This is a genomic window from Streptomyces sp. NPDC026377 (assembly GCF_055567715.1).
This window is the reverse complement of the sequence record NZ_JBVHPV010000004.1, coordinates 295,827-317,820: the sequence shown is the minus strand read 5'-3', so window position 1 is coordinate 317,820 and position 21,994 is coordinate 295,827. Positions and strand designations below refer to the sequence as shown.

Sequence of the window (21,994 nt, the reverse complement as noted above, 5' to 3'; positions counted from 1 at the left end):
GGCCGGGCCCCGTCACCGGGCGGCCGTCCGCGTGTCTCATCAGATGGGCGGGCGTATGGACGGCTGAGCCGACCCCGTAAGGTGGTGGGGGTGACCGTGAACGTAAACACCTGGCGTGACCTTCCCGCGGCGCAGCAGCCCGAGTACCCCGATGCCGAGGCTCTGCGCGATGTGATCGCGGACCTCGAGTCGTATCCGCCGCTCGTCTTCGCGGGCGAGTGCGACCAGCTGCGCGCCCGGATGGGGGCCGTCGCCAAGGGCGAGGCGTTCCTGCTCCAGGGCGGTGACTGCGCCGAGGCGTTCGACGGGGTGTCCGCCGATCACATCAGGGCCAAGCTGAAGACCCTCCTCCAGATGAGCGCCGTGCTGACGTACGCCGCCTCCGTGCCCGTCGTCAAGGTCGGCCGGATCGCCGGACAGTACTCCAAGCCGCGCTCCAAGGGCACCGAGACCCGCGACGGCGTGACCCTGCCCACCTACCGGGGGGACTCGGTCAACGGCTTCGACTTCACCGAGGCCGCGCGCGTTCCGGACCCCGAGCGCCTGAAGCGGATGTACCACGCGTCCGCCTCCACGCTGAACCTGGTCCGCGCCTTCACCACCGGCGGCTACGCCGATCTGCGCCAGGTGCACGCCTGGAACCAGGACTTCGTCAAGCAGTCCCCGTCCGGCCAGCGCTACGAGCAGCTGGCCCGCGAGATCGACAACGCGCTCAACTTCATGAAGGCGTGCGGCACCGACCCGGCCGAGTTCAAGGCCGTCGAGTTCTACGCCTCGCACGAGGCGCTGCTCCTCGACTACGAGTCGGCGCTCACCCGGACCGACTCGCGCACCGGCAAGCTCTACGACACCTCCGGCCACATGGTCTGGGTCGGCGAGCGCACCCGGCAGCTCGACCACGCGCACATCGAGTTCGCCTCCCGCATCAGCAACCCGATCGGGATCAAGCTCGGCCCCACGACCTCGGTCGACGAGGCGCTCACCTACGTGGACCGGCTCGACCCGGACCGCGAGCCCGGCCGACTGACCTTCATCGTCCGGATGGGCGCCGACAAGGTCCGTGACAAGCTGCCCGAGCTGGTGGAGAAGGTCACCGCCTCCGGCGCGGTCGTCGCCTGGGTCACCGACCCGATGCACGGCAACACCTTCGAGGCGGCCTCCGGCCACAAGACCCGCCGCTTCGACGACGTGCTCGACGAGGTCAAGGGCTTCTTCGAGGTCCACAAGGGCCTGGGCACCCACCCGGGCGGCATCCACGTCGAGCTCACCGGCGACGACGTCACCGAGTGCGTGGGCGGCGGCGACGAGATCTTCGTCGACGACCTGCACCAGCGGTACGAGACGGCCTGCGACCCGCGCCTGAACCGCAGCCAGTCGCTGGACCTGGCGTTCCTGGTCGCGGAGATGTACCGCGATCAGTGAGGAGCTTTCTACGAGACGTGGGGCGCGGATCTGTGATCCGCGCCCCACGGGCGTATCCGGGGCTTTTCGTCCTCCGGGACAGCAGGTACGGTTAGGTAAGCCTCACCGAACAGGGGATGGCTGCCGGACCGTTCCTGCCAGGGAGGTGAACCCGCGTGTACGTCTGCTCTTGCTTCGGCATCACCGACAAGCAGGTCGAGCAGCACGCGGCCGCCGGCGCCTGCACCCCGCGCCAGATCGCCTCGGTTACCAAGGCGGGCACGGACTGCGGCTCCTGTGTGCGCACCATCCAGGGTCTGCTGGGCCGCGGCGCCTGCCCCCGCCGGGAGCTGATGGAGAAGGGCGAGAGGGGCGCGGTGCTCGCCACCGACCAGGAGCTCGCCGACGCGGCCTAGGGCCGCACCCGCTCCCTGACGGCACCGGCTTCCCGGCGGCCCCAGTCCCCGGCGGCACCGGTTCTCCCCGGCCGCCCGACGAGTCGGCTAGCTCTCCGGCTGCTCGATCAGCTGCGCGATGTACAGCGCCTCACCGAGCTTCTCGACCAGTTCGAGCTGGGTGTCGAGGTAGTCGATGTGGTGCTCCTCGTCCGCCAGGATCGACTCGAAGATGTTCGCCGAGGTGATGTCCCCCTTGGCCCGCATGACCTCGATCCCGCGCTTGAGACGGTCGATCGCCTCGACCTCCACCTGCCGGTCCGCCTGGAACATCTCGGTGACCGTCTGCCCGATCCGGACGTGGAAGAGCCGCTGGTAGTTGGGCAGCCCGTCCAGGAACAGGATCCGGTCGGTCAGCACCTCCGCGTGCTTCATCTCGTCGAACGACTCGTGGCGCGTGTACTTGGCGAGCTTCGTCCAGCCGAAGTTCTCCTGCATCTTCGCGTGCAGGAAGTACTGGTTGATCGCGGTGAGCTCGGCGGTGAGCTGCTCGTTCAGGAACTCGATGACCTCGGGGTCGCCCTGCATCGCAGAGGCTCCTTCCACACGGGTGAGGGGCAGATTCGCGCGCATCCTCGCATCGCGTACGAGGAGCGTCCAGTAAGTGCACGCTTAGTAGGAGTTGCCCGAATCGGGGCGCCGCTGGTCATGACCACCCCTCGCCGTCTGTCACCATGGAGGCATGGGTCAGCCGGAACGCCCGGAGCAACGGGGAGCAGCGCAGTCGGAGCTTCCCCCGGGGCAGCGGCTCCAGCGCGGCTGGCCGGTCACCCACTACGGTCCGGTGCCCCGGTTCAAGCCGGAGCGGTGGGAGTTCCGGGTCTTCGGGGCCACCGCCGACGGCGACAAGCACTGCTGGAACCACGAGGAGTTCACGGCCCTGCCCTTCGCCACCGTCGTCGCGGATCTTCACTGTGTCACGAAGTTCTCGATGCTGGGGGCCGAATGGGGCGGAGTCCTCGCGCGTACGGTCGCCGAACTCGCCCCGCCCGCCCCGGATGTCACCCATGTGATGGTCTGGGCCGAGTACGGCTTCAGCTCCAATCTGCGCCTCGCCGACTTCCTCTCCGACCGCACGGTCTTCGCCACCCACAAGGGCGGTGACCTGCTGACCGCGGAGCACGGTTTCCCGGTACGGCTGGTCGTCCCGCACCTGTACGCCTGGAAGGGCCCGAAGTGGGTCCGCGGCATCGAGTACATGACGGCGGACCGGCGGGGCTTCTGGGAGGAGCGGGGCTACCACAACGTCGGCGACCCCTGGCGGGAGCAGCGCTACTCGTACCAGGAAGAGCCCGGGGACGGCCCCGAGCTCTGATTCCTGCGTGTGCGTGTGTGTGCGCTGCGTGGAGTACGTGCGGTGCGTGCGGTGCGTGGGGTGTCCGCGATGGTCAGTGGTGGTACTGGTGCACCACCGCGTGGCCCTTGCCGCGCCCGATCATCCACTTGTTGACCGGTGTGGTGATCACGAAGGCGAGCGCCAGGGAGACCGCCAGCGAGCCCCAGAACAGCACGTCCGAGAGCGTCGCGTCCATGGCGGACGGCCAGAGGACGATCACCCCGTTGTCGATCAGCTCCATCACGGCGATGGAGAGGGTGTCCGCGGCGAGGGCCACCTTGAACGCGGTGCCGAAGTCGACCCCGGCGCGCGTGATGCCGCGCAGGGTGAGCGAGTAGCCGAAGAAGAAGGCCAAGGCGATGGCCAGCACCATCGTCGGCATGTTCCCCCAGCCCAGCGCGGTGCCCACGATCATGCCGAGCACCTCGCCGATGGCGCACCCGGTGAGGCAGTGCAGGGTGGCCTGGGCGGCCATCGACCAGCTGACCTTGCCGCCGCCGTGGCCCTGATGGGCGTGGTGGGCGTGCTGGGCGTGCTGGGCGTGCGCGTCGCCGTGCTGCTGGTGCTCGTGGTGGCCGTGCTCGTGGTGGCCGTGCTCGGTGTGCGTGTGCGCCTCGTGCTGCATGACTTCCCCCAACGCCGGATGACCGTTCCTGTCGATGACAAGAACGGTATACCCCCCAGGGGTATTCCTCAAGAGGGAAGATCAGGTCCTCAGGGGCTGTCGGGTCTCAGGGACTTCAGCAGCGCCACGTCCGCCGCCTGTCCCTCCTTCCCGCCGGGCGTCTCGATGACCAGCGGTACGCCCTCCGTCGCCGGGTGCCGCAGCAGCTCGCCGAACGGCCCCGCGCCTATGTGACCCGCGCCGATGTTCACGTGCCGGTCCAGGTGCGAGTCGACGCCCTCCTTGGAGTCGTTGGCGTGGATCAGCTTCAGCCGCCCCGCGCCGACGGTCTCCACCAGCAGGTCCAGGGTCTGAGCCGCCCCGCCGGGCGCGGCCAGGTCGTGTCCGGCCGCGTGGATGTGGCAGGTGTCCAGGCAGACGCCGAGCCGGGGGTGGGCGTCCAGCGCCTCGAAGTACGGGCCGAAGTCCCAGGTCCGCGAGCACAGCGAGGCACCCTGCCCCGCCGTCGACTCCAGCAGCAGGAACGGGTCGTCGTCGTGGGTGAGCTCGTCCAGGAGCGGCAGCAGCCGCTCCCGTACCTGCGCCAGCGCCTCGGCGCGCGGCCTGCCGCCGGTCGCCGAGCCGGTGTGCACGACCACGCCGAGCGCGCCGATCTCACGGCCCCGGCGCAGTGAGTGCCGCAGCGACTCCACCGACCTCTCGGCGGTCGCCTCGGTGTGCGAGCCGAAGTTGATCAGATACGGGGCGTGGACGTACGCGGAGATGCCCGCGGCGGCGCACTCCGCGCGGAACTTCTCGTCCTGGGCGGGGTTGCCGGGCGGTGTCGCCCAGCCGCGCGGGTTGGCGACGAAGACCTGGACGGTCTCGGCGCCGATGTCGCGCGCGTAGGCGAGGCCGGTCGTGGCGAGGCCGCCGGCCACGGGGACGTGGCCGCCGATGGGGTTGCGCATGGGGTGGTTCAGAGTCCCTTGGTCTTGATGGTGATGGTGGAGCCCTCGGGCGCCTGGGAGCCGGCCTCGACGGACTGGCTGGCGATCTCGTCGCTGAGGAACGGGAACCCGTGGTCGACCTTGACCTTGAAGCCCGCCTTCTCCAGGTCCTTCCTGGCGTCGTCGCTCTTCTCGCCGGTCACCTTGGGCACGGTGACCATCCGGGGTCCCTTGGAGACGGTGAGCGTGACCGTGTCGCCCTTGGCGAGGCGGGAGCCCTCCGGCGCGGACTGGGCGGCGACGCTGCCCGCCTCCTGCGCCGAGTTGACCTTCTCGGGTGCGACGGTCACCTCCAGCCCCGCGTCCTTCAGGGCGGAGGTGGCGTCCTCCACCGAGTCCCCGACGACGCCGGGGGTCTCGATCGGGGCGCCCTTGCTGACGACGAGGGCGACCGCGGTGTCCGCGCGGCGCTTGGCGCCGGCGGCCGGTTCGGTGCTGACGACCGAGCCCTGGTCGGTGTCCTCGTCGAACTCCTCGGTGACCGCGCCCGGGGTGAGCCCCGCGTCGGTCAGGGCCTTCTTGGCGTCGTCCAGGGACTTGCCGTCGACGTCCGGGACCTTGACCATCTCGGGCCCGCTGGAGAGGACGACGGTCACCGAGGCGTTGCCGCGCACGCGCGCGCCCGTCTCCGGGTCCGTCTCGATCACCGTGCCGCGCTTGACGGTGTCGCTGTGGCGGCGCTCGACCTTCCTCACCGACAGGCCCGCGTCCTCCAGCCGCTTCTTGGCGGCGCTCTCGCTCTGCCCGATGACGGCGGGGACGTGGGTGAACTGGCCGGAGTTGATGTACCAGACCCCGGCGCCGACGCCCAGGAGCAGCAACACGGCGGCGATCACGGCGACCAGTCCGCGCCGGCCGTTCAGCACGAGCCGGGTCCGGGCGCCGCGCGCGCGTGCCGGGGCGGGACCGGGCGGGGGCATGGTGAGCCGGCTGGTGCGGTTGACGTGGTCCTGCTCGGCCGGGAGGGGGGCGGCGCCCGCGACGGGCGCGGCGCCCGCGGCGCTTCGGGGCGCGGTGCCCCGGGGCGGAGTGGCGGCCGCGCGCGGTATGACGCTCGTACGGTCTTCGGAGCCGGTGGTCCGGGCCGTCGGCAGGGCCTGCGGGGGCTCCGCGTCCAGCTGCTCGTCGGTGAGCGCGGCACGGGCCGCGTGGGTCTGCGCGAGCAGGCCCACCGCGTCGTACGGCCGCGCGTCGGGGTGGCGGGCGGTGGCCGAGGCCACCAGCTCGTCCAGCTCCGGGGCGAGGCCGGGCACGGCGGCGGACGGGGCGGGCACGCCCTCGTGGAGGTGGGCGTAGAGGATCTGGGCGGCGTTCTCGCCGGAGTGCGGTTTGGCGCCGGTGAGCATCTCGTAGAGCACGACACCGCACGCGTAGACGTCGGCACGGGTGTCCGCGGTCCCGTGCTCGATCTGCTCGGGGGCGAGGTAGGAGACGGTGCCCAGGACGCTTCCAGTGGTGCTGGTGACCGCGTCCACCGCCCTGACCAGGCCGAAGTCGGCGACCTTGACCCGGCCGTCGTCTCCTATCAGCACGTTCTCCGGCTTCATGTCCCGGTGGACGAACCCGGCGCGGTGGGCCGCGCCGAGGGCCGCCAGGACCGGCTCCAGGATGTCGAGGGCGGCGCGGGGCTGGAGGGCGCCGCGCTCGCGCAGCACGTCGCGCAGGGTGCAGCCCGCCACGTACTCCATCGCCAGGTAGACGTATCCGCCGTCGGTGCCCTGGTCGAAGACGCCGACCACGTTGGGGTGGGCGAGCCGGGCGACGGACTTGGCCTCGCGGATGAACCGCTCCACGAACGAGCCGTCGGCGGCGAGGGCCGGGTGCATCACCTTGAGGGCGAGCACCCGGTCGAGCCGGGTGTCGACGGCCCGGTAGACCGTGGCCATACCGCCGACGGCGATGCGCGCCTCGACGCGGTAGCGGCTGTCGAGCACCTGCCCGACGAGCGGGTCCTGAAGGGTCGTATCCACGCAGCAGAGTCTACGAGCGGCCTCGGACACGCCTGCCGTCCCGGGTGGGGCGGGGGCGGGACTGAAGCGGAGCTGTGACGTGGGGGGTGGGCCTGGGGCCGGTCCTGGGCTGCCTTTCGTCTGCGGGTGGTGGGTGGTTGTGGGTCTTTGTGTGCGGGTGGTCGGTGGTTGCTCGCGCAGTTCCCCGCGCCCCTGATGGGGCCGAGGTGCGTCTTCGGGTGCGGGCGGACGTCCTATGGGCCCGCAGGGCCCTCTTAGGGGCGCGGGGAACTGCGCGACCAGCCCCCACCGGCCCGCAGGTGACAGCGCACCCCACCCGCCCCGCGACCCCCACCGGCCCACAGATGAGAGCGCACCCCACCCGCCCCGCGACCCCCACCGGCCCGCAGATGAGAGCGCACCCCACGTGCCCCGCAGCCCCCACCGGCCCGCAGAAGATAGCGCTCAGAAGGCCGGGCGTTCCGGGTCCAGGGTTGCTCGGCCCTCCCGGGGGGACGACGCCTCGGCGAAGTGGCGGCGGGGGATGCGGCCCGCCCGGTACGCCAGGCGTCCCGCCTCCACGGCGTACCGCATCCCCTCCGCCATCAGCACCGGCTCCTGCGCGCGCGTGACCGCCGAGGCGAGCATCACCGCCGAGCACCCCAGCTCCATGGCGAGCGCCGCGTCGGATGCCGTGCCCGCGCCCGCGTCCAGGATGACCGGGACGGTGGCGCGGTCCACGATCAGCTCGAAGTTGTGCGGGTTGCGGATGCCGAGGCCGGAGCCGATGGGGGAGCCGAGCGGCATGATCGCCGCGCACCCCACGTCCTCCAGCCGCCGGGCGAGCACCGGGTCGTCGCTGGTGTACGGCAGCACCGTGAAACCGTCGTCGACCAGCACCTCCGCCGCGTCGAGCAGCTCGACCGGATCGGGCAGCAGGGTGCGCTCGTCGGCGACCACCTCCAGCTTCACCCAGTCCGTGCCGAGCGCCTCGCGCGCGAGGCGGGCGGTGAGCACGGCCTCCCCCGCCGTGAAGCAGCCCGCCGTGTTGGGCAGCACGGAGATGCCGAGCTTCTCCAGGACGGACAGGACCGAGCCCTGCACGGTCGGGTCGAGGCGGCGCATGGCGACGGTCGTCAGCTCCGTGCCGGAGGCGGCGAGCGAGCGCTCCAGGACGTCCAGGCTCGGCGCCCCGCCGGTGCCCATGATCAGCCGCGAGGTGAAGGTCGTACCGCCCAGGGTGAACAGGTCGTCGGCCATGTCAGCCCCCCTGCACGGCGGTCAGGACCTCGACGCGGTCGCCGTCGCCGAGCGTGGTCGCGGCCCACCGGCCGCGCGGCACCACCGTCTCGTTGACGGCGGCGGCGACCCCGGCGGACGCGGGCGTCAGGGTGGCGACGAGGACGTCGAGAGTGGTGCCGGCGGCGAGGTCGCGTGCCTCGCCGTTCACGGAGACGGTCGTCAAGGAGGCGGTCATACGGTCAGCTCCTGCGGTACGGACTCCGCCGGGGCGGAGGTGAAACGGCCGGGGGTGAAGGGGCGCGCCTCGGCGGGCAGCTCGCCGGTGGCCAGCGCGTGCGCCAGGGCGTCGCCGGTGACGGGGGTGAGCAGCACCCCGTTGCGGTAGTGGCCGGTGGCCAGGTGCAGCCCGGGCAGCGCGGTCGGGCCGAGCAGCGGCGCGTTGTCGGGGGAGCCGGGGCGCAGTCCCGCGCGCGTCTCGGTGAGCGGCAGTTCGGTGATGCCGGGCACCAGCTCGTGCGCGTCGCGCAGCAGTTCGTAGACGCCGCCCGCGGTGACCGTGGTGTCCCAGCCCAGCTCCTCGCTGGTGGCGCCGACGACGAGTTCGCCGTCGGCGCGCGGCACCAGGTAGACGTGGCTGCCGCGGACCACCGCGCGGACCGTGCGGGACAGGAACGGGGCGTACGCGGGCGGTACGGTCAGCCGCAGCACCTGGCCCTTGACCGGGCGTACGGGAGGGCGCACCTCGTCCGGGACCCCGGCGAGCCGGGCGCTGAGACTGCCGCCCGCGAGGACGACCTGGTCGGCGGCGAGCCCGGTGCCGTCGGCGAGGACGGCCCCGGCGGCCCGCCCGCGGACCACCGAGAGCCGTTCGGCCCAGCCGTGGTGGAACTCCACCCCGGCCCGCTCGCAGGCCGCGAGAAGGGCGCCGGCGAGCCGTCGCGGGTCGATCTGGTGGTCGCCGTCGACCCGCAGCCCGCCGCGCACCCCGGGCGCCAGCATCGGCTCCAGTCGGCGGCACTCGCGCCCGGTGAGCCACTGGGAGTCGAGTCCGAGGCGCTGCTGGAGCGTGTGCAGCTCGCGCAGATGGGCGCGGTCGTCGGCGTCCAGGGCGACCGCGAGGGTGCCGCAGGCGCGGTAGCCGGTGCTGAGCCCGCTCGCCTCCTCCAGCTCGGCCACGAAGTCCGGGTAGCGCCGGGCGGAGGCGAGGTTGAGGCCGAGGAGGGTCTCCTCGCCGTAGTGGAGCTCGGTGACGGCGGCGAGCATGCCGGCCGCCACCTGGGCGGCGCCGCCGCCGGGCGCGGGGTCGGCGAGCGCGGTGCGCAGGCCCTGCCGCGCCGCCCGCCAGGCCGTGACGAGGCCGATGACGCCGCCACCGATCACCAGCACGTCCGACCCGTGGGGAACTGCCCCTTTTCGGGATGAATGCATGGGCGTCCAGCCCCTCCCTTCGCCGGCATGACCCGGATCAGGTTCGTACGGTCGGAGGCCGCAGCAGCCTCCCTCTCAGCCCGGTGCGTCCGGGCTCCCGCGAGATGGTTGTGGTGCCGCCGCGCGTCCCGGGGCCGGGGCTCCGGGGTGCGGACGGTACGTCGGCCAGACTAACCCCAGCGGCCCATCGGCAGTAGGCGGCGTCCGGGCCGGGCTGTCTGACGATTCGTCAGATGTTTAAGGTGATCGGGTGAGCGAACAGCAGACGCATGCGGAACAGCGGCACGTGGTGGTCGTCGGCGCGGGCATGGCCGGGGTCCAGACCGCGGTGGCCCTGCGCGAACAGGGCTTCCCCGGCCGGATCACCCTCATCGGCGCCGAACCCCACCAGCCCTACGACCGGCCCCCGCTCTCCAAGGCGGTGCTGCTCGGCAAGGCCGAGGGCTCGGCCTTCGAGGTGGACTTCGAGGGCCTCGGCGTGGAGCTGCGCCTGGGCGAGCCGGTCACCGGCGTACGCGCGCGTGAGCACGAGGTCGACACCGCGGCCGGACCCGTCCGGTACGACGCGCTGGTGATCGCCTCCGGCGCCGAACCCCTCACCCTGCCCGGCGTCGAGGACCTTGCGGACGTCCACCTCCTGCGCACCCTCGAAGACGCCGGGCGGCTGCGCGCGGTGCTCGGCGCGCAGCGGCGCGTCGTGGTCGTCGGGGCGGGCTGGATCGGCGCCGAGTTCGCCACGGCCGCGCGCGAGGCGGGCTGCGCGGTCACCGTCGTCGAGGCCGCCGACCGCCCGCTCGCGGGCGCGCTGCCCGCCGAGGTCACCGTGCCGATGGCCGCCTGGTACGCGGAGAGCGGCGCCGAACTGCTCACCCGCGCGCGCGTGGCGACGGTCGAGCCCGGGGCCGTGGTCCTCACGGACGGCCGCCGGTTGCCGGCCGACGCGGTCGTCGTCGGCATTGGCGCCCGTCCCACCACCGCCTGGCTGGCGGGCACCGGCATCGAGCGCGGGGCGGAGGGCGCTGTCACCGCCGACGACCGGCTGCGGACCTCGCTGCCGGACGTCTACGCGGTCGGCGACTGCGCCTCCTTCCCCTCGGCCCGGTACGGGGAGCGGCTGCTCATCCACCACTGGGACAACGCGCTCCAGGGGCCGCGCACGGTGGCCGCGGACATCGTCGGCGAGGCGGTCCTGCCGTACGACCCGGTGCCGTACTTCTGGTCCGAGCAGTTCGGCAGGTTCGTCCAGTACGCCGGCCACCACGGCGGGGCCGACCGGCTGCTGTGGCGGGGCGACCCGGCGGGCGCCGCCTGGTCGGTGTGCTGGCTGCGCGAGGGGGTCCTCGTCGCCCTCCTGGCCGTCGGCCGACCGCGCGATCTGGCGCAGGGCCGCAAGCTCATCGAGGCAGGTGCGAGGCTGGATCCGGCCCGCGCCGCCGACCCGTCCGTCCCCCTCAAGGCGGCAGTCGGCTGACCTCTGGCTACCGAGTGTCAGTCGGGGATGGCACGCTTGTCCCGTGAACGAGATTGACGCGAAAACCGATGCACTCGTCCCGGCCTGGCTCCACCTTCCCGACATCGCGGAGATGCTCGACGTCGAGGTGACGCGGGTGCGGCAGCTGGTCAAGGAGGGCCAGCTCATCGCCGTGCGCCGCGGTGAGAACAGGACGTTGCAGGTGCCCGCCGCCTTCATCGACGGCGACAAGGTCGTGAAGGGCCTCAGCGGCACCCTCACGCTGCTGCGGGACGACGGCTACTCCGACCAGGAGATGCTGGAGTGGCTCTTCACCCCCGACCCGACCCTGCCCGGCACCCCCGCGCAGGCCCTGAGCGAGAATCGCGGCACGGAGGTGAAGCGCCGCGCCCAGGCGCTCGCCGTCTGACCCGATCGCCACCAGGTGCGGCGCGGACCGGCCCACCCGGTCCGCGCCCCACCGCATCCCACGGGGGACCTTCATGCCCACGGCCCGTGAGCGGCTCGCCGACGCCCGCCTGTACCTCTGCACGGACGCCCGCAGGCGCCAGGGCGATCTGCCCGCCTTCCTCGACGCGGTGCTCTCCTCGGGCGTGGACATCGTCCAGCTGCGGGACAAGGGCATGGAGGCCGCCGAGGAGCTGGAACACCTCGCCGTCTTCGCCGACGCCTGCCGCCGGCACGGCAAGCTGCTCTCGGTCAACGACCGGGCCGACGTGGCGCACGCCATCGGCGCCGACGTGCTGCACCTGGGCCAGGGCGATCTGCCGGTCCCGGCCGCCCGGGCGATCCTGGGCGACGAGGTCCTGATCGGCCGCTCCACGCACGCCGACGCGGAGGCCTTCGCGGCGGCCGTCGAGCCGGGCGTGGACTACTTCTGCACGGGCCCCTGCTGGCCCACCCCCACCAAGCCCGGCCGCCACGCCCCGGGCCTGGACCTGGTGCGCTACACGGCCTCGCTCGCCACCGCGCGTCCCTGGTTCGCGATCGGCGGCATCGACGCCGGCAACCTCGACGAAGTGCTCGACGCGGGCGCGGAGCGGATCGTGGTGGTCCGCGCGATCACCGAGGCCGAGGACCCGGCCGAGGCGACGGCGAACCTGGCCGAGCGCATACGTGAACGGCTGGCGGCCCGCTAGCGGCCGGTTGTCCGAGGGATGGACAAGAGTCCGACGATACGGACAATTTACCCCGGTCTTGTTGGGGGACCGCCGGGGCCTGGCTAACCTGCGGGTATGGCCCTTGGCACTGCTTCCACCAGGACGGACCACGCACGCACCGTGCGCGAGATGCTCGCGACCGGTGAGACGACGTACTCGTTCGAGTTCTGGGCGCCCAAGACCGAGAAGGGCGAGCGCAACCTCTGGAACGCGCTGCGCCGGGTGGAGGCGGTGGCCCCGAGCTTCGTCTCCGTGACCTACGGCGCGGGCGGCTCCACCCGCTCCGGCACGGTCAAGGCCACCGAGCAGATCGCCGCCGACTCCACGCTGACCCCGGTCGCCCATCTGACGGCCGTCGGCCACTCGGTGGCGGAGCTGCGCAACATGATCGGCCAGTACGCGGACGCCGGGATCCGCAACATCCTCGCGGTCCGCGGCGACCCGCCGGGCGACCCGATGGGGGACTGGGTCAAGCATCCCGAGGGCGTCACCTACGCGGCGGACCTGGTCCGCCTCATCAAGGAGTCCGGCGACTTCTGCGTGGGTGTCGCGGCCTTCCCCGAGATGCACCCGCGCTCCACCGCGTGGGACACCGACGTACGGCACTTCGTCGACAAGTGCCGGGCCGGCGCGGACTACGCCATCACGCAGATGTTCTTCCGGCCCGAGAGCTATGCGCGGCTGCGCGACAAGGCCGCCGCGGCGGGCTGCACGACGCCGATCATCCCCGAGGTCATGCCGGTGACCAGCGTGAAGCAGCTGGAGCGGCTGCCCCAGCTCAGCAACGCCGAGTTCCCGCCCGAGCTGAAAGAGCGGATCCTCGCCGTCAAGGACGATCCGGCCGCTGTACGCTCCATTGGCATCGAGTTCGCCACGGAGTTCTGCGCGCGGCTGCTCGCCGATGGCGTACCCGGGTTGCACTTCATTACCCTCAACAACTCCACGGCGACACTCGAGATCTACGAGAATCTGGGTCTGCACCAGCAGCCCTGATCAGTCGCATCTGGCGTACCGGCCGGCCGTCCCGACAAGGGGGGCGGCGGCCACCTGGAGAGGGGCGTACATGGGCTGGGCGGTCCTCTACATCGCGTTCGGCGTCGTCGCGCTCTGGCTGCTCGGCGAAGTGCTCCTGCAGTACAAGGCGCGGCTGCGCTGGCGGCTGCTGGCCTTCGCGGGCTTCATGGGCGTCGTCCTGGGCGTGCTCCTGCCGTCGGTGTTCGTGATCATCCTGGGCGCGCTGGCCTTCGGGGTCGGCCAGACCTGTGTGACGCTCTCCTTCCGCCGGGGCTTCTCCACGGGGTGGGCGGTCGGCGGCAGGCCGGGCGCCAGCCGCCGTCGCCGCAAGGGCGGGGCGGCCCCGCTGAACGACCCGGTGCTCCAGGCCTCCGACGTCCGGTACGAGGACGGCGACGCCCCGCAGGGCGCCCCGGCGGGCGAGGACACCGGTCTCCCGGACGCCGCCCGGGAGTCCGTCTACGAGCCGCAGCCGCTGCCCGACGACACCGGCCAGTACGGCGTCTACAGCGAGAGCGCCTCCGCGGGCGCCCAGCAGCAGTACGCCGGGTTCGACACCGGGCAGCAGCAGTTCGCCGATCCCTACGCGGGCCAGTACGACTACGGCACGGACACCGGTCAGCAGAGCTACGCCGCCTATTCCGACCCGTACATCGGCAGCGGCACCACCCAGGGCTACGGCAGCTACGACAGCTATGCCGCGCCCCAGCAGGCCTACGCCGACCCCTACGCCCAGAACTACGGCATGGACACCCCGCCCGGCGGGGTCTGGGTGCCGCAGCAGCGCGACAACGAGCCCCAGCCGTACGCCGAGGAGCAGCCCGCGCCGTACCCGTCCGGCGGGGAGTACGGCAACGGGGCGGGCGGCGGCACCGGATCCGGTTACCTCAACGACCAGCAGCCGTACCGCTATTGAGTGATCGCCGGGACGGCCCGGCGATCCCCCCGGCCACGGCGCTCACTGCGAGCCGCGGAAGTCGTCGCCCTCCACGATCAGGCCGCTGACCAGCGCTCCGGACATCCCGGCGTGGGCGAGCCCGCCACCGGGGTGGGCCCAGCCGCCCGCCAGATACAGGCCCGGCAGCGAGGTGCGGTTGGCGGGGTGGAGCCGGGTGGCACCGGCCCCGGCCAGCGAGGGCGCCGGGACCGAGCCGCCCTCCGCGCCGGTCTCGGCCTCGGTGTCCGCAGGAGTGCGCACCACCCGCCACAGGACGCGCTCGCGCAGTCCCGCCACCGCTGCCCCGGCGGCCCGGACCAGCGTGTCCGCGTACTCCTCGCGGGTCCGCTCGTCGGTCCAGTCGACCGGACCCTGCGGGGGCACGGTCGCGGTCAGCGTGATCGCCTCGTGGGCCTCGTCCGGGCGGGTGGCCGGGTCGTCCGGGCGCAGCACCGTGACCGTCGGCGGCACGGCGGGGCGGCGGGCGGTGAAGACGGCCTCCGCCTCGGCGGCCGGGTCCGGGGAGTGGACGACCGTGCGGTGCACCGCGTCGGCCGGGCGCCCCCCGCGCAGGGCGAGCAGCACCGTGAACCGTCCGGGGGCCGGGTCGGTCGCGGGGCGCACCTCGCCGTCCCGCCACGGCTCGCGCCCGCGCAGCGGGCCCGCGCCCGGGCGCGGCTGGGCGGCGAGGACCACCTGGTCCGCCTGGACCACCTCGCCCGAGGCCAGCTCCACGCCCGCCGCGCGGCCGTCCTTCTCGACGACTGCCGTGACCTCGGCGTCGAAGACGAAGGCGACCCGCCGCTTCAGACACCGCTCGTACACCGCGCGCGCCAGCTCCCGCATACCGCCGCGGACATACCAACTGCCGAAGCTCTGTTCCAGATAGGGCAGCAGGGCGGCGGCGGCCGGGGCCGTGCGCGGATCCAGGCCCTCCGCCAGCGCGTAGCTCGCGAGGAGCGCGGCCAGGCGGGGGTCGCCCAGCTCCCAGGAGCCGACCTCCGCCAGGGTGGACGCCTGGCGCGGCGAGCGCAGCAGGCGGCGCTGTTTGAGCGACGGATACGGGTCGCGGGCCAGCACCTGCCAGTCGGGCCAGAGCGGCTCCTCCAGGAGCGGGCGCCGCGAGCGGTCCCAGGCGTCCCGCGCGCGGCCCAGGAAGTCGCCCCAGGTCTCGCCCGCGCCCGCGCCGAGCGCCCGGTCCAGCGCGGAGACGACGCCCGCGCGCGAGGCGTTGGGCAGCGAGACGTCCGTGCCGTCGGCGAAGAGGTGGCGGGCGGCGGGGTCGGTCGGTGTGAGCGCGACCCGGTCCTCCAGCGGCTCCTTGCCGGTCTTGAGGAAGAGGTCGCGGTAGACCGCGGGCAGGCGCAGCAGACCGGGGCCGGTGTCGAACACGAACCCGTCCCGCTCGAACCTGCCCAGCGCCCCGCCGTACGTCGACGTGCGCTCGTACACCGTCACCCGGTGGCCTGCCACGGCCAGCCGGGCGGCAGCCGCCATGGCGCCCATCCCGGCGCCGATCACCGCAATCCGTGCCATGCCAGGGACTTTATCGGCCGCCACTGACAACGCCGCCGCCCGGGCCGGGCGGCCTCACCGGGGCGGGCCGGCCTCTCGGGCCGCGGCCGGCCGCCGCTCCTCGCGGAGCTGGGCGCGGCGGCGCCGGAAGCGGCGGATCCGGCTCCACAGGAAGGCCAGTATCGCCACTCCGAGCACCAGCAGCGTGCCCGCGATCACGGCCGCGGCGACCGGGTGGAAGATCGCGAAACTGATGATCCCGGCGACGCCGAGGTCCTCGGCGGTGCTGAGCGCGATGTTGCTGAACGGCTCCGGAGAGGTGTTCACCGCCATCCGCGTCCCGGCCTTGACCAGATGGCTCATCAGCGCCGTGGACCCGCCGATCGCGCCCGCCGCCAGATCCGGCAGCGACCCGCTCTGCCCGGCCAGCAGCGCGCCCACCACCGCGCCCGCCGCCGGCCGGATCACCGTGTGGACGGAGTCCCAGACCGAGTCGACGTACGGGATCTTGTCGGCGACGGCCTCGCAGAGGAAGAGCACCCCCGCGACGATGAGGACGTCGGGGCGCTGGAGCGCGTCGGGCACCTCGTCGGTGACTCCGGTCGCGCCGAAGACGCCGAGCAGCAGGACCACCGCGTACGCGTTGATTCCGCTGGCCCAGCCGCTGGTGAACACCAGGGGGAGTACGGACACGGACGTGATCGTAACCAGTTCCGGCTCGGTGCAGCTGGGGTTGAGCACACACGCCTGAGTATCCGTACTCAGAAGAGGAGATGAGTAGGTGCGCGGATGGGGTCCCACCTGCGCGGACGGAAGAGTGGAGGACACGGAAGGGGCAGGCGCGCCCGTACCGCCGACACGGGGCGGCGGAACGAGCGCGGCTCCCCCGACCGAACGGGGCACGGGGGGTACGGGGGTACTGAAGTGCCCAGAGCGACGTACGGGGGACGTGTTCCGAAAGAAATACGCCGGTGCGGCGAGGCCCAGGGGGGATCGGGGCCTCGCCGCACCGGTGTGTCCACGCGCGCGTGGCGGCGGTCAGCGCCCGCTGACCCTCCCGTGCAGCAGCCGCGACAGCGCCGCGTGCACCTCGTCCAGGGAGCGCTCGCTCTGGAACGCCTGCCAGTCGAGCGCCGCCACCAGCACCATCCCGACCAGCGCGGCCGCCGTGAGCGGAATGTCGATCTCCTCGCTCAGCTCGCCCTGGGCGACGGCCTCGCGCAGCACCGTCTCGACGACGGCCACCGCCTCCCGGCGCACCACCATCAAGGTGGACTGCCAGGCCCGGTTGGTGCGCCACAGCTCCGCCACGTACAGCTGGGTGAAGGCCGGATAGCGGTGGATGAACTCCAGACCGGCCCGGATCATGGCGTCCAGCGCCTCAACCCTGGTGCCACCGCGCGCGTGGGTGGCGTCGGCGGCCTCCTGGAGCGAGGCGGTGAGCAGCCCCACCCCGTGCCGCAGCAACTCCTCGAACAGCTCGGTCTTGCTCTTGAAGTTGTAGTAGACGGTGCCCTTGGCGACACCGGCCCGCTCCGCGATCTCGTCGACGGTCGTCGCCGAGAACCCCTGCTCGGCGATGAGCGTCACCGCCGCCTCGTAGAGCTTCTGCCGGGTCGCCTGCCGTCTGGTGCTGGACTCCATACGGTCGATTCTCACAGGTCCGGCGCCCCTAGAGGCTCAGCTCGGGGTGGAGCCGGTCCAGCGTCCAGACCTGCTTGCGCCGCGCCGACAGCGCGGTCAGCGCCAGTGAGCCCACCGTGAACGCCACCAGTACCGCGCACCCCTGCCACACCGGCCCGAGCCCGCCGCCGGTGATGAGCCTGCGCAGCCCCTCGACCACGTAACTCATCGGCAGGTACGGGTGGATCGCGTTGAAGAACGCCGGGCTCGTCTGCACCGGATAGGTGCCGCCCGCCGAGGTCAGCTGGAGCATCAGCAGCGCCAGCACCAGGATGCGTCCGGCCGCCCCGAAGCGGGCGTTGAGCCACTGCACGATCGCCGCGAAACAGCACGAGACGAGTGCCAGGAAAGCGATCGTCCCCCCGGCGCGTTCCATCTCCAGACCGAGTCCGTAGTGCAGCACCGCCATCAGCGCGCCCACCTGGAGCACCCCGATGGCCGCCACCGGCAGCCAGCCCGCCAGCGCGATCCGCCACGCCGGGGCGCCCGTCGCGAGCGCCCGCCGGTTGAGCGGCTGGATCAGCATGTAGGCGACCATCGCGCCCACCCACAGGGAGAGCGGGATGAAGTACGGGGCGAAGCCGGTGCCGTAGTTGGGCGCCTTGTGCAGCGCCTGCGAGGCGAGCCGGACCGGGTCGGCCATCACCTCGGTGCGCTTGTCGCGGTCCTGCTTGTCGTAGTCGGGGATCTTGCCGACGCCGTCGTGCAGTCCGCCCGCGAGCTGCGCGGAGCCGTCGGAGAGCTTGAGCAGGCCGCCGTCGAGGGTGCCCGCGCCCTTCTTGAGCTTGCCCACGCCGCTGTCCAGGTCGGTGGCGCCCGACTTGGCCGTGGTCAGACCGGTGTGCAGGGTGCCGGCGCCCTTGGCGACCTCCTTGGCGCCCTTGTTGAGGGCGTTGATGTCACCGACGGCCTTGTCCAGGTCCTTGGCGAGCGTCGGCGCGTTCCTGGCGACCCGGCGCGCCTGCTTCTGGAGCTCGACCAGGTTCTTGTCGAGCTTCTTGAGGTCGCCGTTCTGGTCCTGGATGACCTGGTTGAGGTCCTCGGCGAGGGTCGCCGCGGTCGCCGCCGCCTGCTTGGCGCGCTTGAGCTCCGGGCAGAGCGGGCCGGGCGTCGCGGACGGCCCGCACAGCTTGGCGTACGCCTTGTCGAGGTCGTCGGAGGCCTTGCGGGCGCCGGTCGCGGCGGCGGGTGCCCTCCTGACCACGTCGGCCAGGTGGTCGCGCAGCGGCCCTACCGTGTCGTCGACCAGCTTGGCCGTGTCTCCGATGGCCTTGGCGTTCTCCCTGAGGAAGGGACGCGCCTCGTCCGCTGCCGCGTTGACCTTGCTCGCCAGCGTCTGGGTGCCCGCCGCGACCTTGCGGGCGCCGGTCTCCAGCTCGGCGGAGCCGCTGTCGAGCTTCTTGATGCCGCCCGCCAGCTTGCCGCTGCCCGCCTTGGCGTCGCCCAGGCCGTCCGCGAGGTCCTTGGAGCCCTTCTTCGCCTTGCCGAGGCCCCCCTTGAGGTCGGCGGCGCCCTTGGCGGCCTTCTCGGTCTGGTCGTGCAGGTCGGAGAAGGAGATGAAGATCTTGTCCAGGAAGGAGCGCGAGGCCTTGGCGGAGGCCGCCGAGCGCACCTCGGAGAAGACCGTGCGGGAGATGGACCCCACGATGTAGTTGTTGGCGTCGTTGGTGCGCACCTGGAGGGCGCCCGTCTCGGGCGAGTCCCCGGAACTCGACGCGATCCGCTCACTGAAGTCCGCGGGCATGGTCAGCGACAGGTAGTACGTGCCGTCCTCGACGCCCTTGCGCGCCTTCTCGGCGCTGACCTCGTGCCAGTCGAACGTCTTGCTGTCGTGCAGCCCCTCGGCGATGCCGTCGCCCGCGGTGATCTTCTGGCCACCCGCGGTGGCGCCCTTGTCCTCGTTGACCAGCGCGACCGGCACCCGGTCGAGCCGTCCGTACGGATCCCAGAACGACCACAGGTAGAGCGCCCCGTACAGCAGCGGCAGCAGCAGGAGCGCGACCAGCGCGGCGCGCGGCAGCTTCCCCCTGCCGAACCGTTTCAGCTCAAGCGTGGCCAGTCGTGGCGAACGCATCCCCCGCCCCCTTCTCGTCCCCGTCCTGCCCGTCCTTGCCGTCCTGCTGGTCCTGCGTGGTCCCCACCGACAGGTCGGCTTCCTCGGGGGCCTGGCTGCAGACGGCGAGCACCGTCGTACCCGCGTCCGCCGTGGCCCGCAGCAGCGCCCACGCCTCGGTGCGCTCGGCGTCGGAGAGCTTCATGTCGGTGTCGTCGACGCCGAGCAGCCGCGGCCGCCCCATCAGCCCCAGGGCCACCGACAAGCGCAGTGCTTCCAGCCGCTCCAGATCGCGAACGTACGTGCGCTCCGCCTTCGGCAGGGTCGCGAGGTCCAGACGCGCGGCCTCCAGCGCCTCGTCGATAGCGGCCCTGGCCTCGGTGCGGCGCTCGGCGGGCGTGCGCAGCAGAGTGCGTACGGACCCGTCGAAGCGGCGGCGGAGCAGCGCGCGTTCGCGCAGGTGCTCGGCGACGGTCAGGGCGGGATCGAGATCGTTCACGCCCGGGACCGGGCCCAGGGCGCTGAACCGGCGGACGGCGGCCATGCGGCGCGGCAGCCGCTCGCCGCCGACCTCGGCATGGCCCTCGGTGGGTTTCATCCGGCCGGTGAGGGCCAGAAGCAGACAGGTACGCCCGGAGCCGGAGGGGCCCTCGACAGCGACGAGCGAACCGGGTGCGGCCGCCAGCCGCACGTGCCGGAAGACCCAGCCGCGTGGCCCCTTGAGCCCGAAGTCCTCGGCGGTGACGCCTGCTCCGTGCGGGCTGTCCACGGTCCCCCCATTCGTTGAGCTGACGAATTCTTTGAACTGACTGGTCAGTACAAAAGTAACCCCGGATCCGCGTACGAGGCAAAGAGGCAGGTCAGGGGCGGGGAAGGGTCCGGTGAGGGCCTGGCGGGGGCGCGGTCGGGGCCTGGTGAAGGCCGATTGTCAGTGGGGGCCCTCACGATGGACACATACGGCCACAGCGCCGTCACACGACGACAGGAGGTTCGTCATGGCCAGCCATCGCGCGGCAGCCGCCCACCGGCTCCGCCCCCTCGGCCCTGCCCCCTCACTGAACGGTCCCGCGAGCGACATCCACCCCGTGCTGCGCAGGGACGGTGCGCCACCCGCCGCCCTCGACCTGCTCGCCCAGGCCCGCAGCGGACTGGACGAGGCCGCCGTGCTCGACGCCCCCAACGAGCGGTACGCGACGGCGCACCTGGCCGCGCTGCGCACCGCCGCCGCCGTCCTCGCCGCCCGGGGCCGGCCCGAGACCGGGCCGCGCCGGCGGCAGCGGATCCGAAGCGCCTGGGAGGTGCTGCCGGAGATAGCGCCCGAACTGGCCGAGTGGAGCGCGCTGTTCGCCTCCGGCGCCACCCGCCGGGCGCGCGCCGAGGCGGGCATCCAGGGCGCGGCCACCGCCCGCGACGCCGACGACCTCGTCCGCGACGCGGCGATGTTCCTGCGGCTGGTCGAGCGCCTGCTCGTCCTGCAGCCCGCGCTGCCCCAGCCGAGGACCCGGGAGCCGGACGCGGGGTGAGGGGCGGGGGAGTGCGGTGAGGTGCGGGGATGAGCGGGGGCGGGTCCCCGAGGCAATAGGGTGGACGGGCCTTCACCGTTCTTTGCCCCGCCGTCCCGCGGCGGCGCCGCGCCGAGGAGTCAACTGCCGTGCCGGACCCCATGCGCCCCCGCGCCTCTCTCCGTACCGCCGTGGTCTGGGAGGTCCTCAAGGACGCCCTCGACCGCCGGGTCAAGGCGACCGGGCGCGAGGCGCTGGACGTCCTGGACACCGGCGGCGGCTCGGGCAACTTCGCGGTGCCCGTCGCCCGCCTGGGCCACCGCGTCACCGTGGTCGACCCCAGCCCCAACGCGCTCTTCGCCCTGGAGCGCCGGGCCGCCGAGGCCGACGTGGCCGACCGGGTCCGCGGCGTGCAGGGCGATGTGCTCGGCCTCTTCGACGTCGTGGAGCGCGGCGGCTACGACGCGGTGCTGTGCCACGGCGTCCTGGAGTACGTGGAGGACCCGGCCGAGGGCGTACGCAACGCGGTGGACGCGCTGCGCGCCGAGGGGGCGCTGAGCCTGCTCGCCGCCGGACTCGGCGGCGCGGTGCTCGCCCGCGCGCTCGCCGGGCACTTCACCGAGGCCCGCCGCGCCCTGGGCGACCCGGCAGGGCGCTGGGGCGAGGGCGACCCGGTGCCGCGGCGGTTCACGGCCGAGCAGCTCACCGCGCTGGTCGCGGCGACGGGGGTGGAGGTCGGCGCGGTCCACGGCGTACGGGTCTTCGCGGACCTGGTGCCCGGGGTCCTGGTGGACACCGAGCCGGGGGCGTTCGACGCCCTGCTCAAGCTGGAGGCGGCGGCGGCCGAGCTGCCCGCGTTCCACTCCGTGGCGACGCAGTTGCACGTCCTGGGCGAGAAGCGCGCCTGACCCGGCGTCCGGCGCACTGCCCCGGGTGTGCCCCGCACGTCCACCCGGCACGGGTTCGCACGGCGGTGTCCGTCCGCCCGGGCCGCCGCCCGGACGGACGCGGTGCGGGCCGCCGGTGCGCGGCCGGTCCCACGCCCGGGCGTCCCCGCGCTGATCAGCGAAGCTGTCCCGGACGGAGTAGCGGCATGGAGTACGCCACAGGCCCCCCGATCGGCGGCTTCGCCCCGTATGATCGGGGTACATGGTCCGGCATGGCGGGTCGTTCGACGGGGAATCCACTCCCCACCGGGCGGGCCGCCGTGGCGGCTCGGATTGGCGAATTGGCG

22 protein-coding genes and 1 riboswitch are annotated in these 21,994 nt (G+C 73.0%); of the genes, 10 read left to right on the top strand and 12 right to left on the bottom strand.

Annotated elements, in window-relative coordinates; genetic code table 11:
* Positions 1 to 81 precede the first annotated feature (81 nt).
* Together ACZ4MU_RS11725 and ACZ4MU_RS11720 are read left to right on the top strand one after the other, a co-directional pair.
* Positions 82 to 1,422 (top strand): class II 3-deoxy-7-phosphoheptulonate synthase, encoded by a 1,341-nt coding sequence (locus ACZ4MU_RS11725; protein WP_467874249.1) that lies wholly within the window; start codon positions 82 to 84, stop codon positions 1,420 to 1,422.
* A 155-nt stretch (positions 1,423 to 1,577) separates the two neighbouring features.
* Positions 1,578 to 1,817 (top strand): (2Fe-2S)-binding protein, encoded by a 240-nt coding sequence (locus ACZ4MU_RS11720; protein ID WP_467874246.1) that lies wholly within the window; start codon positions 1,578 to 1,580, stop codon positions 1,815 to 1,817.
* A gap of 87 nt (positions 1,818 to 1,904) precedes the next feature.
* Here ACZ4MU_RS11720 and bfr read toward each other — a convergent pair whose 3' ends face one another.
* Positions 1,905 to 2,384 (bottom strand): bacterioferritin, encoded by a 480-nt coding sequence (bfr, locus tag ACZ4MU_RS11715; RefSeq protein WP_344075777.1) that lies wholly within the window; start codon positions 2,382 to 2,384, stop codon positions 1,905 to 1,907.
* A 154-nt stretch (positions 2,385 to 2,538) separates the two neighbouring features.
* Here bfr and ACZ4MU_RS11710 point away from each other — a divergent pair, with 154 nt between their 5' ends.
* Positions 2,539 to 3,171, top strand: a complete 633-nt coding sequence (locus tag ACZ4MU_RS11710) for a sulfite oxidase-like oxidoreductase (RefSeq protein ID WP_358836181.1) — start codon at positions 2,539 to 2,541, stop codon at positions 3,169 to 3,171.
* Between the two features lie 73 nt (positions 3,172 to 3,244).
* On the opposite strand, the gene ACZ4MU_RS11705 is transcribed toward ACZ4MU_RS11710, so the two are convergent.
* The 6 genes from ACZ4MU_RS11705 to thiO form a co-directional block, all read right to left on the bottom strand.
* A complete protein-coding gene (locus tag ACZ4MU_RS11705; protein WP_467874243.1) occupies positions 3,245 to 3,817 on the bottom strand; it encodes a DUF4396 domain-containing protein in 573 nt (190 codons plus the stop codon).
* 89 nt (positions 3,818 to 3,906) lie between these two features.
* Positions 3,907 to 4,767: a deoxyribonuclease IV gene (locus tag ACZ4MU_RS11700; RefSeq protein WP_467874241.1), complete on the bottom strand. Its 861-nt coding sequence runs from the start codon at positions 4,765 to 4,767 to the stop codon at positions 3,907 to 3,909.
* Between the two features lie 8 nt (positions 4,768 to 4,775).
* Entirely contained in the window at positions 4,776 to 6,776 is a 2,001-nt protein-coding gene (gene pknB, locus ACZ4MU_RS11695) for a Stk1 family PASTA domain-containing Ser/Thr kinase (protein WP_467874238.1), read from the bottom strand.
* Positions 6,777 to 7,220: 444 nt separating this feature from the next.
* The gene (locus ACZ4MU_RS11690; RefSeq protein WP_467874236.1) at positions 7,221 to 8,015 is read right to left on the bottom strand and encodes a thiazole synthase; all 795 of its coding nucleotides are present in this window, start codon (positions 8,013 to 8,015) and stop codon (positions 7,221 to 7,223) included.
* Between the two features lies 1 nt (position 8,016).
* Entirely contained in the window at positions 8,017 to 8,232 is a 216-nt protein-coding gene (gene thiS / locus ACZ4MU_RS11685; protein ID WP_467874233.1) for a sulfur carrier protein ThiS, read from the bottom strand.
* A complete protein-coding gene (thiO, locus tag ACZ4MU_RS11680) occupies positions 8,229 to 9,425 on the bottom strand; it encodes a glycine oxidase ThiO (RefSeq protein ID WP_467874231.1) in 1,197 nt (398 codons plus the stop codon). Before thiO ends, thiS begins: the two co-directional genes overlap by 4 nt.
* Positions 9,423 to 9,536, bottom strand: a riboswitch (TPP riboswitch). It overlaps the preceding gene by 3 nt.
* Positions 9,537 to 9,732: 196 nt before the next feature.
* On the opposite strand from thiO, the gene ACZ4MU_RS11675 reads away from it, so the two are divergent.
* The 5 genes from ACZ4MU_RS11675 to ACZ4MU_RS11655 all read left to right on the top strand — a co-directional run bounded on the left by ACZ4MU_RS11675 (position 9,733) and on the right by ACZ4MU_RS11655 (position 13,986).
* Complete coding sequence (locus ACZ4MU_RS11675) at positions 9,733 to 10,896, top strand: NAD(P)/FAD-dependent oxidoreductase (RefSeq protein WP_467874641.1); 1,164 nt, start codon at positions 9,733 to 9,735, stop codon at positions 10,894 to 10,896.
* Positions 10,897 to 10,939: 43 nt separating this feature from the next.
* Complete coding sequence (locus ACZ4MU_RS11670; RefSeq protein WP_467874228.1) at positions 10,940 to 11,305, top strand: Rv2175c family DNA-binding protein; 366 nt, start codon at positions 10,940 to 10,942, stop codon at positions 11,303 to 11,305.
* A 73-nt stretch (positions 11,306 to 11,378) separates the two neighbouring features.
* On the top strand, positions 11,379 to 12,035 hold the full coding sequence (thiE, locus tag ACZ4MU_RS11665; protein ID WP_467874225.1) for a thiamine phosphate synthase: 657 nt from the start codon (positions 11,379 to 11,381) through the stop codon (positions 12,033 to 12,035).
* A gap of 96 nt (positions 12,036 to 12,131) precedes the next feature.
* Positions 12,132 to 13,049, top strand: a complete 918-nt coding sequence (metF, locus tag ACZ4MU_RS11660; RefSeq protein ID WP_467874222.1) for a methylenetetrahydrofolate reductase [NAD(P)H] — start codon at positions 12,132 to 12,134, stop codon at positions 13,047 to 13,049.
* Between the two features lie 70 nt (positions 13,050 to 13,119).
* Complete coding sequence (locus ACZ4MU_RS11655; protein WP_467874219.1) at positions 13,120 to 13,986, top strand: hypothetical protein; 867 nt, start codon at positions 13,120 to 13,122, stop codon at positions 13,984 to 13,986.
* A 42-nt stretch (positions 13,987 to 14,028) separates the two neighbouring features.
* Here ACZ4MU_RS11655 and ACZ4MU_RS11650 read toward each other — a convergent pair whose 3' ends face one another.
* The 5 genes from ACZ4MU_RS11650 to ACZ4MU_RS11630 form a co-directional block, all read right to left on the bottom strand.
* Positions 14,029 to 15,543 carry a phytoene desaturase family protein gene (locus ACZ4MU_RS11650; RefSeq protein WP_467874216.1) on the bottom strand — a complete coding sequence of 505 codons (1,515 nt, stop codon included), beginning with the start codon at positions 15,541 to 15,543 and terminating at the stop codon, positions 14,029 to 14,031.
* A 54-nt stretch (positions 15,544 to 15,597) separates the two neighbouring features.
* Positions 15,598 to 16,215 (bottom strand): DUF4126 domain-containing protein, encoded by a 618-nt coding sequence (locus ACZ4MU_RS11645; protein ID WP_467874213.1) that lies wholly within the window; start codon positions 16,213 to 16,215, stop codon positions 15,598 to 15,600.
* A 345-nt stretch (positions 16,216 to 16,560) separates the two neighbouring features.
* Positions 16,561 to 17,166, bottom strand: a complete 606-nt coding sequence (locus tag ACZ4MU_RS11640; RefSeq protein WP_467874210.1) for a TetR/AcrR family transcriptional regulator — start codon at positions 17,164 to 17,166, stop codon at positions 16,561 to 16,563.
* Between the two features lie 28 nt (positions 17,167 to 17,194).
* Positions 17,195 to 19,279: a YhgE/Pip family protein gene (locus ACZ4MU_RS11635; RefSeq protein WP_467874208.1), complete on the bottom strand. Its 2,085-nt coding sequence runs from the start codon at positions 19,277 to 19,279 to the stop codon at positions 17,195 to 17,197.
* Positions 19,251 to 20,027, bottom strand: a complete 777-nt coding sequence (locus ACZ4MU_RS11630) for an ATP-binding cassette domain-containing protein (RefSeq protein WP_467874205.1) — start codon at positions 20,025 to 20,027, stop codon at positions 19,251 to 19,253. Before ACZ4MU_RS11630 ends, ACZ4MU_RS11635 begins: the two co-directional genes overlap by 29 nt.
* A 226-nt stretch (positions 20,028 to 20,253) precedes the next feature.
* Between ACZ4MU_RS11630 and ACZ4MU_RS11625 the strand changes: the two genes are divergently transcribed.
* Complete coding sequence (locus tag ACZ4MU_RS11625) at positions 20,254 to 20,781, top strand: SAV_6107 family HEPN domain-containing protein (protein ID WP_467874202.1); 528 nt, start codon at positions 20,254 to 20,256, stop codon at positions 20,779 to 20,781.
* Positions 20,782 to 20,909: 128 nt separating this feature from the next.
* Entirely contained in the window at positions 20,910 to 21,668 is a 759-nt protein-coding gene (locus tag ACZ4MU_RS11620) for a class I SAM-dependent methyltransferase (RefSeq protein ID WP_467874199.1), read from the top strand.
* The last annotated feature ends 326 nt before the right edge of the window (positions 21,669 to 21,994 follow it).

Excerpts from the sequence above, each read along its gene's own strand:
- bfr (WP_344075777.1), bottom strand. The coding sequence starts at position 2,384 with ATGCAGGGCGACCCCGAGGTCATCGAGTTCCTGAACGAGCAGCTCACC.
- ACZ4MU_RS11710 (WP_358836181.1), top strand. The coding sequence starts at position 2,539 with ATGGGTCAGCCGGAACGCCCGGAGCAACGGGGAGCAGCGCAGTCGGAG.
- ACZ4MU_RS11705 (WP_467874243.1), bottom strand. The coding sequence starts at position 3,817 with ATGCAGCACGAGGCGCACACGCACACCGAGCACGGCCACCACGAGCAC.
- ACZ4MU_RS11700 (WP_467874241.1), bottom strand. The coding sequence starts at position 4,767 with ATGCGCAACCCCATCGGCGGCCACGTCCCCGTGGCCGGCGGCCTCGCC.
- ACZ4MU_RS11690 (WP_467874236.1), bottom strand. The coding sequence starts at position 8,015 with ATGGCCGACGACCTGTTCACCCTGGGCGGTACGACCTTCACCTCGCGG.
- thiS (WP_467874233.1), bottom strand. The coding sequence starts at position 8,232 with ATGACCGCCTCCTTGACGACCGTCTCCGTGAACGGCGAGGCACGCGAC.
- thiO (WP_467874231.1), bottom strand. The coding sequence starts at position 9,425 with ATGCATTCATCCCGAAAAGGGGCAGTTCCCCACGGGTCGGACGTGCTG.
- ACZ4MU_RS11675 (WP_467874641.1), top strand. The coding sequence starts at position 9,733 with ATGGCCGGGGTCCAGACCGCGGTGGCCCTGCGCGAACAGGGCTTCCCC.
- thiE (WP_467874225.1), top strand. The coding sequence starts at position 11,379 with ATGCCCACGGCCCGTGAGCGGCTCGCCGACGCCCGCCTGTACCTCTGC.
- metF (WP_467874222.1), top strand. The coding sequence starts at position 12,132 with ATGGCCCTTGGCACTGCTTCCACCAGGACGGACCACGCACGCACCGTG.
- ACZ4MU_RS11655 (WP_467874219.1), top strand. The coding sequence starts at position 13,120 with ATGGGCTGGGCGGTCCTCTACATCGCGTTCGGCGTCGTCGCGCTCTGG.
- ACZ4MU_RS11650 (WP_467874216.1), bottom strand. The coding sequence starts at position 15,543 with ATGGCACGGATTGCGGTGATCGGCGCCGGGATGGGCGCCATGGCGGCT.
- ACZ4MU_RS11640 (WP_467874210.1), bottom strand. The coding sequence starts at position 17,166 with ATGGAGTCCAGCACCAGACGGCAGGCGACCCGGCAGAAGCTCTACGAG.
- ACZ4MU_RS11635 (WP_467874208.1), bottom strand. The coding sequence starts at position 19,279 with ATGCGTTCGCCACGACTGGCCACGCTTGAGCTGAAACGGTTCGGCAGG.
- ACZ4MU_RS11625 (WP_467874202.1), top strand. The coding sequence starts at position 20,254 with ATGGCCAGCCATCGCGCGGCAGCCGCCCACCGGCTCCGCCCCCTCGGC.